At 54.5% G+C, this 13,906-nt stretch carries 15 protein-coding genes; 5 read left to right on the top strand and 10 right to left on the bottom strand.

Going from position 1 to position 13,906, the window contains the following annotated elements; genetic code table 11:
- Positions 1-38: 38 nt before the first annotated feature.
- From HNR64_RS03880 to HNR64_RS03860, 5 genes are all read right to left on the bottom strand, one after another.
- On the bottom strand, positions 39-833 hold the full coding sequence (locus tag HNR64_RS03880) for a glycosyltransferase family protein (protein ID WP_204995233.1): 795 nt from the start codon (positions 831-833) through the stop codon (positions 39-41).
- The gene (locus HNR64_RS03875; protein ID WP_204995232.1) at positions 826-1,479 is read right to left on the bottom strand and encodes a hypothetical protein; all 654 of its coding nucleotides are present in this window, start codon (positions 1,477-1,479) and stop codon (positions 826-828) included. The genes HNR64_RS03880 and HNR64_RS03875 overlap by 8 nt, the downstream gene beginning before the upstream one ends.
- Positions 1,480-1,551: 72 nt before the next feature.
- Complete coding sequence (locus tag HNR64_RS03870) at positions 1,552-2,568, bottom strand: glycosyltransferase family 2 protein (protein ID WP_204995231.1); 1,017 nt, start codon at positions 2,566-2,568, stop codon at positions 1,552-1,554.
- Between the two features lie 59 nt (positions 2,569-2,627).
- Complete coding sequence (locus tag HNR64_RS03865; RefSeq protein WP_204995230.1) at positions 2,628-3,317, bottom strand: sugar transferase; 690 nt, start codon at positions 3,315-3,317, stop codon at positions 2,628-2,630.
- 222 nt (positions 3,318-3,539) lie between these two features.
- Positions 3,540-4,787, bottom strand: a complete 1,248-nt coding sequence (locus HNR64_RS03860) for an oligosaccharide flippase family protein (RefSeq protein WP_204995229.1) — start codon at positions 4,785-4,787, stop codon at positions 3,540-3,542.
- Between the two features lie 303 nt (positions 4,788-5,090).
- Here HNR64_RS03860 and HNR64_RS03855 point away from each other — a divergent pair, with 303 nt between their 5' ends.
- From HNR64_RS03855 to HNR64_RS17310, 3 genes are all read left to right on the top strand, one after another.
- Positions 5,091-6,062 (top strand): DMT family transporter, encoded by a 972-nt coding sequence (locus HNR64_RS03855; RefSeq protein WP_204995228.1) that lies wholly within the window; start codon positions 5,091-5,093, stop codon positions 6,060-6,062.
- A gap of 88 nt (positions 6,063-6,150) precedes the next feature.
- Complete coding sequence (locus tag HNR64_RS03850) at positions 6,151-6,567, top strand: hypothetical protein (protein ID WP_204995227.1); 417 nt, start codon at positions 6,151-6,153, stop codon at positions 6,565-6,567.
- A gap of 131 nt (positions 6,568-6,698) precedes the next feature.
- On the top strand, positions 6,699-6,824 hold the full coding sequence (locus HNR64_RS17310) for a hypothetical protein (protein WP_275587302.1): 126 nt from the start codon (positions 6,699-6,701) through the stop codon (positions 6,822-6,824).
- A gap of 45 nt (positions 6,825-6,869) precedes the next feature.
- On the opposite strand, the gene HNR64_RS03845 is transcribed toward HNR64_RS17310, so the two are convergent.
- The 3 genes from HNR64_RS03845 to HNR64_RS03835 form a co-directional block, all read right to left on the bottom strand.
- Positions 6,870-7,364, bottom strand: coding sequence for a nitroreductase family deazaflavin-dependent oxidoreductase (locus tag HNR64_RS03845; RefSeq protein WP_204995226.1), 495 nt, complete (start codon positions 7,362-7,364; stop codon positions 6,870-6,872).
- A 56-nt stretch (positions 7,365-7,420) separates the two neighbouring features.
- Positions 7,421-8,314 (bottom strand): acyltransferase, encoded by an 894-nt coding sequence (locus HNR64_RS03840; protein ID WP_204995225.1) that lies wholly within the window; start codon positions 8,312-8,314, stop codon positions 7,421-7,423.
- A gap of 128 nt (positions 8,315-8,442) precedes the next feature.
- Positions 8,443-9,324, bottom strand: a complete 882-nt coding sequence (locus HNR64_RS03835; RefSeq protein ID WP_204995224.1) for a LysR family transcriptional regulator — start codon at positions 9,322-9,324, stop codon at positions 8,443-8,445.
- A 109-nt stretch (positions 9,325-9,433) separates the two neighbouring features.
- Here HNR64_RS03835 and HNR64_RS03830 point away from each other — a divergent pair, with 109 nt between their 5' ends.
- Complete coding sequence (locus HNR64_RS03830; RefSeq protein WP_204995223.1) at positions 9,434-11,383, top strand: acetoacetate--CoA ligase; 1,950 nt, start codon at positions 9,434-9,436, stop codon at positions 11,381-11,383.
- Between the two features lie 14 nt (positions 11,384-11,397).
- Here the strand turns inward: HNR64_RS03830 and HNR64_RS03825 are convergent, their stop codons facing one another.
- Together HNR64_RS03825 and HNR64_RS03820 are read right to left on the bottom strand one after the other, a co-directional pair.
- Positions 11,398-12,183: a DUF1295 domain-containing protein gene (locus tag HNR64_RS03825; RefSeq protein WP_204995222.1), complete on the bottom strand. Its 786-nt coding sequence runs from the start codon at positions 12,181-12,183 to the stop codon at positions 11,398-11,400.
- Positions 12,180-13,112 carry an oxidoreductase gene (locus HNR64_RS03820; RefSeq protein WP_204995221.1) on the bottom strand — a complete coding sequence of 311 codons (933 nt, stop codon included), beginning with the start codon at positions 13,110-13,112 and terminating at the stop codon, positions 12,180-12,182. Before HNR64_RS03820 ends, HNR64_RS03825 begins: the two co-directional genes overlap by 4 nt.
- A 62-nt stretch (positions 13,113-13,174) precedes the next feature.
- On the opposite strand from HNR64_RS03820, the gene HNR64_RS03815 reads away from it, so the two are divergent.
- Positions 13,175-13,765 (top strand): tRNA-uridine aminocarboxypropyltransferase, encoded by a 591-nt coding sequence (locus tag HNR64_RS03815; protein WP_204995220.1) that lies wholly within the window; start codon positions 13,175-13,177, stop codon positions 13,763-13,765.
- Positions 13,766-13,906: the final 141 nt, after the last annotated feature.

Here is a 13,906-nt window from a genome sequence, read left to right as displayed (position 1 = left end):
CTGCACCGTCCATTGGCGGGCGCTATTTAGCCACGGCGTTACTTTTTGTGGGGCAAACTATTTTCGCAATAAATGTGCGGCGTAATCCGGGAAGTGGCTGTCGACAGCGCACTGTTGTGGGGAAGGTTTTTGCGGACAGCTTTGCACAACGCTTCCAGCTGCTGCGAGGGAGAGCCGCCCGGTTCAGCCTTTGCGATACTGCGTAACAATCGCATGATTATACGATAGCCATAAAAGCCAATGACTTCGCTTAATCGCGGCTTGAACATATCGCGCAGCGGGCCAGCGCTGTAGTGGCGAATATAGTCATCCATCTGCGGGCAATAATTATTATTCCAGCGCGACGAGATACGCTGAAACCGGCTCTCCGTTTTCAGGAAATGAATAATGTGCCCGTTTTCGCCCCAGCCCACCTCATCCTCTTCTGGCAGTGTCATTGTCATTGCGGCGATTACACGGTTTAGAAACGCCAGTGATTCGGGCCCAGCGCGAAATACCAACACCCCAGAATTAATACGCCCCGAATACCCGTTCGCCGCAAATATCGATTTTCCGACGGACATAGCCTCGCTAAAGTCAGGGGCGTCTGCACGCGGCTGCGCATCGGCATCTATAAACATGACCTCGGCGTAGCCGCAATGCAATGCGTCTCGAATCAAGTACAACTTTAGCCAGGCCACCTCATTGCACAGCGAGTGCACACTTGGCTTGGTAACGGCTAGGTACTCCGCGCCGACACGCTCGGCGTATCGCCGCTGAGCAGCAATGCACTGCCGATAGCGCAAGTGATAACCGTTAAGGGCCAACGTGAAGATTAAGCGTGGTTTATTCATAGTGGTCATCCAGAGGCGGTGGAGTACGACGGCCAATATGTGCCGGCTCGCGAATACTGCGGCTGGAAAGCTCTACACAGAACTGACCCCAGAAAAAAATACCCAGCAGTTTCGCACCCTCCTCTAGCTGCAATAGCGCAACACCATTGCTGATACCACTGTCGATCAGTACATCAACGCTAACGGAAATACCCCAGCACATCGCCGCAGTCAGTGCATAGCGTCGCGACCGGCCGACAACCCCACGAAACAGCCAAAGTAGAAGAAGTGCTAACAAACCCAACGTCGCTTGGAAACAGGCTCGGATAACATCAACCAGAATACTGTCGGTTGTCATCGGCGCAGAGAATAAATCATGCAAAAGCAATAACAGGGTATAACTTGCAAACCAAAAGCTGGCGCTACTGCGACAATGGAAGCGCTCATCCTGCCGCCGTAGATACACGGCAAATAGCAATATGGCGGCACTCATACCCAAGACTATGGTACTGAGTTTCGCCAGCAAACCATCGTACCAATCCGCTTGGCCTCTGCTGCCGGTGCGGCCATCTATGAGCGCCTCTGGCGACACGCCCAGGGTATTCGACAGCATCAGTACCGAGAATAAAATCGCCAGGCTCAATGTCAGTGGCCACAAGGAGGGCAAAGCGAGCCACCGCCGATAATGCGGGGCGCGCCTAACAACAAGCTTTGTTAAGGACTCCATTTGTAGGCGCACCTATGACGGCATTGACGACATAATCAGTCGCTCAACGGTGTCGTATCCGCGAGTGGGAAGAATCAGCAACAGCGATGCGCACCCGGCCGTTAGCACCGTTTTTAAAGGATCCCTAAGCGAGATCGTCCAGTCACTGCGCAGTGATTTCACCAATAACAGCGCCGCATTCTTCGCATCTCTCGATTGAATGGCACGCCGGCAAAGGTAGCGATACTGGTAGGCACGCGCCAAGCCTTCATGGTCGTTAAAAAATGATGGCGACAGTGCGCGATTTTTGTCGACATTGCGCTCCCAGGCGGCCAATTGCTTGACCCAGTTCGCCGATAAGCCGTCTCCATTTACGCGGTAGTTCGTTAAGGCCTCCGCCAGCCCCTCGAATCGCCACGACGTCGAGAGCGCAATCCGTAACCAGCATTCCACATCCTCGGACTGTCTAAAGGATTCATCGAAGAATTGCGGGTCGCGATGGCCAACAGCGGCGTTCGTGAAGGCGATGTCCTTAAATACGCCTGCGCGGAAGACGGGCGCAGAGCCATTGCCCACCGGGTTTCTACAAAATATATCGACTGCCGTGACGCCCGTTGTTTTCGGGTACTGGCCGATCCCCATATCGACACTGGCTTCGTTCATAAACCGCGATGCACTGTAGCTAACACCGATTTCAGGGTCGGACAGGAGATGATCTACGTGCCTGGCAATTTTCGTTGAATGCCAACTGTCGTCAGCGTCTAGCAGGGCAATAAATGCGCCGTGCGCGTGGCGAATACCGGTATTGCGCGCACCGGCCAAGCCCCTGTTTTCTTGCTGAATAACCACAATGCGCGAGTCCTGGTAGCCCCGCACGATGTCGGCACCGTTGTCCGGAGACCCGTCATCCACCGCAATTATCTCCAGGTGTGGATAGCTCTGCGCAATAACAGAGTCAATACATTCGCGAAGATAGGCCGCTGCGTTATACATTGGAATAACAACGCTCACTAAGGGCTGATCGCGGTGTGCTGAGTGATTATTTTTCATCGCTGGTTCCTCATTCGCTATTACTGGCAGTGCCGGGCAGATACCCGACGGCCCGCTCTTCAATACGCCCCGCTTCCCGACAACACCGCAGGTACTGTTTTCAACGCTATTCGCAAATCAGTGGCCAGGCTTTGTTGGCGGATATACTGCAGATCCAGCTCCACCTGCTGATCAAAATTCAAATCCGCTCGGCCAGACACCTGCCATAGGCCTGAAATTCCAGGTAATGCCTTCAAACGTCCGCGCTGATACTCGCTGTATTGAGCCACTTCTGCAGGCAGTGCCGGGCGCGGGCCGATCATCGACATTTCGCCGCGCAGTACATTAATCAGCTGCGGTAACTCATCGATTGAGTATTTGCGAATAAACTGCCCTACCCGTGTCACGCGAGGGTCGTTTACGAATTTCTTGCAGATACCATCCCGGTCACCTGACATTGATTCCACTTGTCTATGCAGTGCTCTGTCAGTACACATCGACCGAAACTTATAAATTGAAAACTGCTCGCCATTCTTTCCGACACGCTGCTGACGGAAGAAAATTGGGCCGCGGCTTTCAAAAAGAATGGCCGCCGCTGTGACGACGAGTAGCGGTGACAGCAGCAATAGCAATCCGCCACTTAATACAATGTCGTAGCTACGCTTATAACCACTGCGTAGAAATTTCCGCAGAGATAACCCGGCGGGCATGAACAGGCTGGAAATAAAAATTAGGTAGGCACTGGAGACCTGATTCTTTATTGCTTGCATATCAATTACCCCGTTGGTGTTCGCTTTCCAGGGAAATTGCAACCGCTATGCCAAACAAAAAAATAAATTAACTTTATGTTTTTATTATATTTTTTAAAAATTATCGCTAAATAGCTTTACCGCTACTGCAAAGCTATTCGCATTTTGCAAGGCAGCTTGCCGACTAAAGCGACGATCATCAGGGGAAAATAAAAAGGGGTAAGCACGCCGAGCGCAGTGGCGCTATGCGGCAGATAAGGGCGCGCGAATAACACCGCGAGGTGCGCGGTGTATCATCACGAGTACCGCCCACGCGCCGCCGAGATAGCAAATAATCATTGCCAGGGCGACGGCTTGCGCTCCCAGAAAACTCGACGCCGCGATCACCGCACAAAACAGCGCGGTGAAGGCCACGGCAATGTGATTTTCACCGCGTAAGTTGTCAGCCGCACGAAAATACATACTGGCAGACTCAAACACCATTCGCGGAACCGCCGACAGACACAAAAGCGCAACAAGCACACTGGCTGGCGCCCATTTCTCGCCGAACAGTAACGGCACGTATAACGGCGCCAATAGTGCCTGGCAAAGAATCACTGGCGCGATGAGTCGCATCGCCGTTTTTAAACTTGAGTAATAACTCAGTTCCAGTGCACCACCCTCGCGACGGGTATCACACAGTTTCGGCAGCAAGGCAGTATTAAAGCTGTTTGTCAGCGACAGACTTATTCCCAGACCGGCATTGCGCGCAAAGGCATAAAGCCCAAACAGGTCAGCTGGTAACAGGCGGCCGAGGATAAATAAGTCAAATTGACCGCGGCCGTTTTTTAAGCACTCTGCGAGCAATACCCCTCCGGAATAGCGTCGCGCGGTCACCAGTTCCTGCAATGAAAATTGCAGCTTCGGCACCCAGCGGATGCGCCGATTAATCACCACTACCCACACCACAGCGGCGAATAACTTCGGCCAAATGACCGACCAGACACCGAATCCGCTCAGCGCCAGTGCGGCACTGATCAAGTTATCCATTGTCACCGTGGCCCCCATAATCAGACCCGCTTCCTTCATCCGGCTATCACGCTGCAAGAGGTTAAATTGAACCATCGCAAAGGGGTAAATTAAGTGACTAAAAGCCAGCGCCTGTAACAGCGAGGCCAAAACGGGAGATTGGTAAAGGTCGGCGATAAGGGGGGCGAGGAAAAACTGCAGCGCAAACATCACAATGCCGATAGACAGGTTAAGCCAAAACACCGTCTGCGAAACCCGCCCCAGTTTGTGCTCCTCGGCTTTGACGATTAGATTGCCAATGCCATTGGCAGCAAGAATTCTCACAATCTCCGCGGTCGCTAGCGCGAGCGCTGCGAGTCCGTAGTCCTGCAAACTCAAGCAGCGAGCCAGGATGAGTGTCGTGATCAATCGCGACACGCGAACCATCAGTTCGCCGGTTGCCAGCCAACTGAGATTACGCCGAAAACTGCTTGCTGATTTCATGCCCTTGCCCTGAAACACCACTAATAAATGACTGGTCCGTTTACTCAGCAAAAACCAGGCCAACCTTTTCCTGATTGAAAATTGGCGCTAAAGGCCATTACCACGGGCGTTGAACCCGAAACGTCCGGCAAAATGCTAGCCAAGCGCGGATAAATCTGGCTTGATTCGCATTTTGCGAAGCAACCTACAACGCGAACAGGGTCGTATCGACGCAAAGCGTGAAAGGCCATTTCGTCTAAGCAGCGATGAGCGCCTGCTAACAGCGTGCTATCCACCCGAGCAAACCTCTATTAGGACGTTCCAATGATTGAAAATACGGCCAATGCATCCAACAAGCTGCCCGCAGATGCCATTTTCATCATCGTTACGCTGTTGGCAGCCATCAGCTGGATCTTCTCCAAGGAAGCCGTCGCTATCATGCCGCCGCTGCTGTTCATGTCGGCACGCTTCCTTATCGCCGCCGTCATTCTGGCGATGGTGGCAAGAGCGGAGTTGCGGGTTCTCAGCCGCGCGCACTTTATTCGCTGCGTGAAGGTCGGGGTGGTCTTTGGCATAGCCATGAGCCTATGGGTCGAAGGGCTCGCGGCCTCCAACCACGTCGGTGAAGCGGCGTTCATCGTCAGTTTGGGCGTCATTCTAGTGCCGGTCATTGCGGCGCTGTTATTCAAGGAGTCGGTTCCGCGCAGCACCTGGGTCGCGCTGCCAGTTGCCTGTGTTGGGCTCGCCCTCCTTTCTCTGAATCAGCAATTGCGGCTAGAGTTATCGCAACTGCTATTACTCTGCGCCGCGGCGCTATTTGCGCTGTATTTCAATTTGAACACGCGCGCGGCCAATCCGATGTCACGCGCCGATAAACACGGACACGCTCAACACGTTCCAAAGGTGCCGGTATTGGCACTAACGACCTTGGTATTGACCACCGTCGCGGCGGTTACCGGACTACTCTCAACACTACTCGAGACCTGGCACATCAGCGTATTGGCCGGGCAACCGATGGTCTGGTTATGGGTCACGCTCTCCGCAACCGTTGGCACGGCGCTGCGCTTTTACCTGCAAACCTACGCACAGAGCCTGTCGCCGTATAGCAACGGCGTTATTATCATGGTGCTTGAGCCTGTGTGGACGGCGCTGATCGCGGCGGCATGGTTTATGGAGCGCCTTAGTGCAACGCAATTGCTAGGCTGCCTGATGATATTCCTCGCGCTGATGATTACTCGCTGGCGAGCACTCCAAGGTTTACTGAAATCTGTTTTTCGCAAACGCCGAAGCCCTTAACCCACTCTGTGTTGAGCCGCATCAAGATACTTCCGGCGAAAATGCGCTAAAGTGCGCGTTTACTCACTTGCCGCTGAAGAGATTGTCTATGTCACGAGGCATGAAGATTTACGCGTTTTTTAGCGCCGCGCTCGCCCTCACCGTAATGGTAAATATCTTTTACGAGCCCTCAGAGGTTCGCGCATTGAATGCGGTGTTGAAGCAAGACGCCAAACTCAATAGCTACCCCTACCGCTTTCGCGTTTTAGCGGTAAAAAATGGCGTCGCGGTAATGACGTCACCTCGCTCAGCAGATGTGCCAGTGCCCGTCATCATTAAGGTTATTGACCCTTCTTTGCAGAACGTCTCTGTCAGCGAAGAGCGTTTTTTTGAGGCTCAGCAAACCTTGGCCGACCTGCAAGCCTACGCCAGAGAGCAGGTTATGGCTCAGGAGGGCATCAGCCGCGTTATCTGGAAGCTTGACGAGGAGTGGCTGCTTAGCCACGGCGTTAAACTGCCCCACTAAAACCCTGCGCATCGAATCGTGCGCACACACCAGTAGCCTGAATATACTCGACTATACTGTTACTCGTTAGCATCGGTGGGCACGCCGTTTTTCCCACCATACCCAGTGACATTTATGCAGAGGAAGACATCATGTCGAAGAAAGCGAAAAAGAAAATCACCAGCCTGAAAAAAGCCATCAAGCAGCGTAAATCGAAAATCGCCAAGCACGAAGGCAAACTCGCCAAACTCAAGAAAAAGCTGAAGAAGGCGGCTTAGCAACAACAGATCAGGGGCGTAAAGCAGCCCCTACCATTGCGCCGTTTATGGCGCTGTCGGCTCGCAACAAAACACGGGGATATCTCGGTCAGTTCGCGCCTGGTATTCATCGAAATCGGGATATAAGCTAACTAAGTGAGGCCAGAGTTCCCGCTTGGTATCAGCGTCCACTTCTCGCGCCGTGTAGGCGAGTCGCTCGCGCCCAACTTGAATCGTAATCGCAGGGTTCGCCTTGATATTGTGATACCACAAAGGGTGCGATGCCATGCCTCCTTGGGAGGCGACCAGTAGCTTCTTGTCACCCAGCGGCAGATGGATCAGTGCGATCTCTCTGGCTTTACCCGTTTTTTTGCCCGTCATACCAACGAGACAAATGGGATAACCGCCGGGAAAGTTTTTCATCAACCTCCCGCCACTTTTCTTATACACCCAGACATTGAAACGGGTGTAGTGACGCATAACGGTCTTTATTGCGCCGGACCAGCTCTCTGGAATACTGGCCACATCCTCGCGCCGTGTTTTTACATAGTCGAATTTCATATTCTGCCTGCCCCTATTTTATTGTTATTGGCCATGGGTCTTTTCACCTCAGAGAGTCATCGGTGCAGCTCTTCCATCAATTGGTCTTTTTCCTTCCACAGTGCGCTAACCCATTGCTGGAACTCATAGCGGAAGTCCTCATCGTCGCTGTAGCTACGACCCAAAAATTCGCTGGGAATCTCTCGTTTCTGCACGCGAACCTTAACGTTATCCACCCGTCCGCAAAGGAAGTCGCCAAAGGACGGCTGTGTATGGCCGGGATAAGCAATGGTAATATCGACCAAGGTTTTGACACTTGAGCCCATTGCTCCCACAACAAAGCCGATGCCACCTGCCTTGGGTTTTAGCAGCCATTTATAAGGGGACTGCTGCGCGTCATGTTTGGCAGGGGTATAGCGCGTACCTTCCAGGAAATTGAAGACCGACACGGGTAAATGCTCAAACTTCTCACAGGCGCGGCGGGTGCTTTCAAAGTCTTGGCCACGCTTTTCTGGGTGCTTCTCCAGGTATTCCTTGCTGTAGCGTTTCATAAACGGGAAGTCCAACGCCCACCAGCACAAGCCTATTACCGGCACCCAGATGAGCTCCTGCTTCAGAAAGAACTTGAGCATTGGAATTTTTCGATTCAGCAAATGCTGAAGAATAAAGATATCGGCCCAGGACTGATGATTAGAGGTCACCAGATACCACTGGTCCTTATCGAGTTGTTCAATACCATCCACTTCCCACTGCATGCGCTGGGTTAAGCGCATCCACTGAGAGTTGATCGCGATCCACAATTCGGCGATCCACACTGCCGCCGCCGTGCAGCGGCGTTGAAAGCCCACTAGCGGCACAAGAAAGCGAAGTAGCGATACCGCCATCAAAAACGGCGCCAGTACAACGGTATTCATGGCCAACAGGCACGCAGCGAGAAATCCCTTTACCACAGGCGGTAAAAAACCGAGCATCCGTCCTTCCCCTCTATTGTTGTCATCACCCCAGCTATCACCCTAGTTGTCACTGGGTCGCGGCCGTATTTTAGGGTATCCCCGCGGGGGAAGGTAGCGCTGCTAACATCACCGACCTCGGCAAGCCCCTAGCTCTCCATCAATAACGCTCGCATTGCCACTGCCGCGGATGACAGCTGCTGTCGTCGGCGCCTGATAATACCCACTCTGCGCTCGATGCATCGCCCGCTTATCGGCTTACAGCAGGCGCCCAATTGATGCATCTGCTCCTCACACAACGCGGGTACTAGCGCCACCCCCAGACCAGCGGCCACCATTGCACCCACGGTAGTGAGCTGGAACGCCTCAAAGATCGCCGGGGGCGAAAGTGACTCCCTGGCAAAGGCATCTTCGGTCCAGCGGCGGGTGCTGGAGCCCCTGTTCAGGGTAATCACCGTATCGCCGAGCAGGTCTTTTATCCGCAGACGACTGCGCGTCAGTAAGGGGTGTGCCTCTGGGAATACCGCCACAAAGCGGTCGGTGAAAAGCGCTTCAAATTCCAGCCCTTCGCTATCGTCTGGCTCAAAGGCCACGCCAAGTTCAACACGGCCAGCGCGTACCGCTTCAATAAGCTCTTCCATCACAATATCGCGCACCGCGATATCAATATTGGGGAACTTCTGCCGGTAGGTCGCCAACACAGCAGGCAGGCGTGTGCTGGCAAACGAGGGCATTGCCGCGATGGTCAACTTGCCCTGTTGTAAGCTATACAAACGCTGCAAGTCGGTAAAGGCATCGGACCAGTCCCGCAGCAGGCGCTGAGCGGTTGGCAAAAATGCACTGCCCTCGGGGCTTAAACTCAGCGACCGGGTCGAGCGCAGAAACAGGCTTCCACCCACTTCATCCTCGAGGTTCTTCACCGCCATGCTCAGCGCCGGTTGCGATATATTCAATTGTTCGCATGCCTGCGCGAAGCTGCCTGTCTCGGCCACAGCGACGAAGGCGCGCAACTGTTTTACACTTACATTCATAAGAAAATATTATTAATTAATAATTATTATCAATTTGATAAAAATATCTCAACAAGGCAGTCTACGTCAATTACCCTATCACTCGCTCCAGCTATAGAGACATCGAATAATGAAAAACTGTCTTTGGGAACCTTCGGCGGCGCGCATTCAGCGCAGCCAATTGAGCCAATTCTTGCAGCAGCTCGACCGAGAGCAGCAACGCCAGTTCGACAACTACGCCGACCTGCACCGCTGGTCGGTGGAGTCCCCCGAGGCTTTTTGGCAATCGGTGTGGGACTTTTGCGATATTCGCGCCTCACAAACGAGCGACCAGGTTCTGGTAGACGGGAACCAATTTCCCGGTGCGCGATGGTTTCCCGATGCTCGCCTGAATTTCGCTGAAAACTTGCTGCGTAACCGCAGTGATAAAACCGCGCTGATTTCCCGGCTGGAGAACGGCCGGCGCGAGACGATCAGCTACGCCGGCCTCTACCAACAAGTCAGCCAGTTAGCCCAGGCGCTGCGCAATGCCGGTGTTGGTCGCGGCGACCGCGTTGCCGGCTTTATGCCTAATATCAGCGAAACCGTCATCGCCATGCTGGCGAGCGCCAGTATTGGCGCAGTCTGGTCATCGTGTTCCCCGGACTTTGGCATTAATGGCGTGATGGATCGCTTTGGCCAAATCCAACCCAAAGTACTGTTTGCCTGCGACGGCTATTTCTACGGCGGAAAAACCCTCGACAGCTTACCCCGCGTGTCGCAGATCAAGGCGCAGATCAGCAGCATAGAGACGCTGATCATTGTTCCTGTCAGCCGCACCGCCGAGGAAATATCGCTGCCCGAAGGGGCAACATTGTGGGCGGAGACACTCGCCGCGTATTCGCCGAACGATATTGAGTTCGAGCAGCTGCCCTTCGACCACCCGCTTTACATCATGTATTCGTCGGGCACCACTGGGGTACCGAAGTGCATCGTCCACAGCGCCGGCGGCAGCCTCATTCAGCACATGAAGGAGCACCGCTTACACACTGATCTGGGCAGTGAGGACACGCTGTTTTACTTTTCCACCTGTGGCTGGATGATGTGGAACTGGCTGGTAAGCGGCCTCGCTTGCGAAGCGACCCTTGTTCTATACGACGGCTCTCCCTTTTACCCACAGCCGCAATCGCTGATGGACATGGCCGACGAGGAAGGCATTTCTATTTTTGGCACCAGCGCCAAGTACATCGAAGCGCTACAAAAAGCCGGGGTAAAGCCCGCTGAAAGCCATCAACTCAGTGCTTTAAAAGCCGTGTTATCAACCGGTTCGCCATTGTCCGACGAGAGCTTTCGCTATGTGTACCGGCACATTAAACCGGATATTTGCCTGTCATCGATTTCCGGCGGCACGGACATCCTGTCTTGCTTTGTTCTCGGCAATCCCTGCCTTCCCGTCTATGAGGGTGAGATTCAGTGTCTCGGCTTGGGTATGGCAGTAGAGGTTTGGGACGATGATGGCAACGCCGTTGTCGGTGAAAAGGGCGAAATGGTCTGCACTCGCCCCTTCCCCAGCGCCCCCATCGGGTTTTGGAATGACCCCGACAATGCCAAATACCGCGCGGCCTACTTCGACACCTACCCCAATGTCTGGGCCCACGGAGATTACGGCGAGATCACCGAACACGGCGGCATGATTATTCACGGCCGCTCCGACGCCGTGCTCAACCCCGGCGGCGTGCGCATTGGTACCGCGGAAATTTACCGCCAAGTTGAAAAGGTTGCCGACGTTGTCGACAGCATCTGCATCGGGCAACAATATCAAGGCGATGTGCGAGTTGTACTATTTGTAGTGCTGCGTGAAGGCTGCACGCTGGACGACTCCCTGCGCAATACCATCCGCAATACCATTCGTCAGGAAACCACGCCGCGCCATGTACCGGCAAAAATTATCGCGGTGGCAGAAATTCCACGCACGATCAGCGGCAAGATTGTCGAGTTGGCGGTGCGCGATGTGGTTCATGGTAAAACCGTGAAAAACGTCGATGCTCTGGCCAACCCCGATGCGCTGGCCCTCTTCAAAGATTTGCCAGAACTCCAGTAACGCGAGGTCGCCCTCTACAAAATACCCGGAAATACCGCTTTGCGGTGTGCCGGGTAATTGTCGAAGGTCTGCCGATACCACTGGTGATTACTGAGAGCACGGGGAAGCAAGTTCGCCAAGGTCCACAATAGGAAAACGGCCCCCGCCGACGACCACGTTGCGAGCGCCCAACCACACCACACCATGATTTCTCCCAGGTAATTGGGACACGACACCCACTCATACAACCAGCCACGCGGTATTTTGTAACCGCTCTCTCCCGGTTTGCGCAGCGCGGCCAACATGGCATCGCTGCGACGATTGACGTAATAGCCGACGAAAAACAGCGCAACACCTAAGATCAAGCGCGGGTCGGTAATCCATGCCGCGGTGTAATCCATCGCCAACGACGACCAAGACAGTATGCTGGCATTGAGAAACGAAATGCCAAAGTTGGTGAACAGCGCGATCAGCGGCAGTAACAAGGGAGTTTTATCGCCCGGCTTAACGCTGCGCTTAAACGGGTAGATAAAACTGCGCTGGAAGTAATGTACCTGCCACAGCGCAAACAGTAATAACGGCACGGGCTGCCAAGCGTTGTCACCCAGAAAATAGATCACCGCAAAGCCGATTGACGACGGCGCCTCCATGATCACCCATGCCACGCGCGTCGGCACTCCCGGCCCCCACCACCAGGCGCGATCCTCGGTATCGTGGCGACCGTACGATGCCTTAATAAAAAACTGCAGTACCACAAATACCAACACCGACATTGCCGCGTAGGCCATTAGCAGGCCGTCGTGCCACTGTATAACCGTCATAACAACCTCACACCACATAAGTCTTCAGACTGGCGCCATAGCTCCGCTGCCAACGCCGGATCCTGCGCTGCCGCCACCGCCGCCACCTTGGTGGGCGGGCCGCGAAATTCAAAGGGGCCGGCTGGGCCGATATAGTCACCACCGCTCACCGCTGGCGAGGTCGCCGCATACAGCGTTGGCCAGGCTCCCTGCTCTGCTGGCTGCGCCAAAATTCGATTACCCAAATACGCAATCCACTCCCACAGACGCCGCCGCAACCCCGCCGGCGCATCGCTGGCATAGGCGACGTTGGTTGCCGCATAGCCCGGGTGGGCGGCAAGACTGAGGGCATCCATGCCCGCGGCGTCAAAGCGACGCTGTAACTCCAGTGCAAAACTCAGATTCGCTAATTTGGCTCGCCCGTATGCCGCGACTTTGGAGTAAGGCGTGTGCTGCCAATGCAGATCATTCATTAGCAACTGCCCCTTGCGCGCAGCGAGGCTGGAAACCGTGACCACCCTCGCCTGTGTCGCCGCGCGCAGTGCCGGCAACAGTTGCGCGGTAAGTGCAAAATGACCAAGGTGGCTGACAGCAAACACCATTTCGTGGCCGCGCGCATTGCGCAGCAGCGGCAGGCCCATCACCCCTGCATTGTTTACCAAACAGTCGAGTTGCCCATGTGTGGACAAAAACGCGTCAGCCGCACGGGCAACTGAATCCAGGTCAGACAGCTCCATGGTTATCGCCGATAGCTGCGCGCCAGGCACAAGCTGCTGAATGCGCTGCAGCGTTTGATCGGCCTTTTCCTGGCTGCGGCAACTGACGACTACCCGCGCTGAGCGCGCCGCCAACTGCGCCGCCGTTTCAAAGCCGATGCCGCTATTCGCGCCAGTGATCAGCACAGTTTTGCCCGACAAGTCGGCAATTTCATTCGGGGTCCAGTGCGCCATGAATTCCTTTTCCTCTATAGTGGTAGCCTCAACGACGCGCGACATCTTAACCGGAGACTCCATTGGCACGCTCACACTGCGACGCATGCAACCGCCCAACGAAAACCTGCCTGTGCGACGTTATTGTCACGCGCCGCTGTGCATATGAGCTGATTATTCTACAAGACCCGAAAGAGGCACGGCATGCTCTCTCCTCGGCCCCGGTACTGCAGCGCTCCATACAAGATAGTCGATTAGTCGTCGGCGAGTATTTTCAGCCCGAGGCCTTGTTGGGCCCAGACTGGCGCAAGCAATGCCTGCTAATCTTTCCCGGCGAAAACCCGCTCAGCGCGGCGCAAGCACAGCAACGTCAGTTCTCCCAAATACTGTTGCTCGATGGCAGCTGGCGAAAAGTACGGCGACTGTTGCACTTGAACCCCTGGCTCACAGAGTTGCCCTGCCTCGCTATTAGCCCTTCGGCGCCCAGCCAATACCGCATCCGAAAGTCCCCCCGCAGTGACGGTCTATCAACCATCGAGGCCGCGGTGGCCGCGCTGAATGCGCTTGACCACAGTAGCAACTATACCGACATCCTCGCCGCCTTCGATCGAATGATCGATTACCAAATTGCCGCCATGGGCGCCGCCACCTTTCGCAAAAACTATCCCGCCTAACCTCGTCTAACCCAGCCTATTTCTTCCTATGCACGCCTTGTATGGCGAGCGTGGCGTCGACGCCGCGACGTTGACTTATGTAACGCAATTATATATCTTGCCGAGCAACTTATGTAAACCAGTTACAAAAAATAACGAGAC

Source organism: Spongiibacter marinus (assembly GCF_016906995.1).
Lineage (GTDB): Bacteria > Pseudomonadota > Gammaproteobacteria > Pseudomonadales > Spongiibacteraceae > Spongiibacter > Spongiibacter marinus.
The sequence above is the reverse complement of the archived record's forward strand: the minus strand, read 5'-3'. Positions and strand labels throughout refer to the sequence as shown.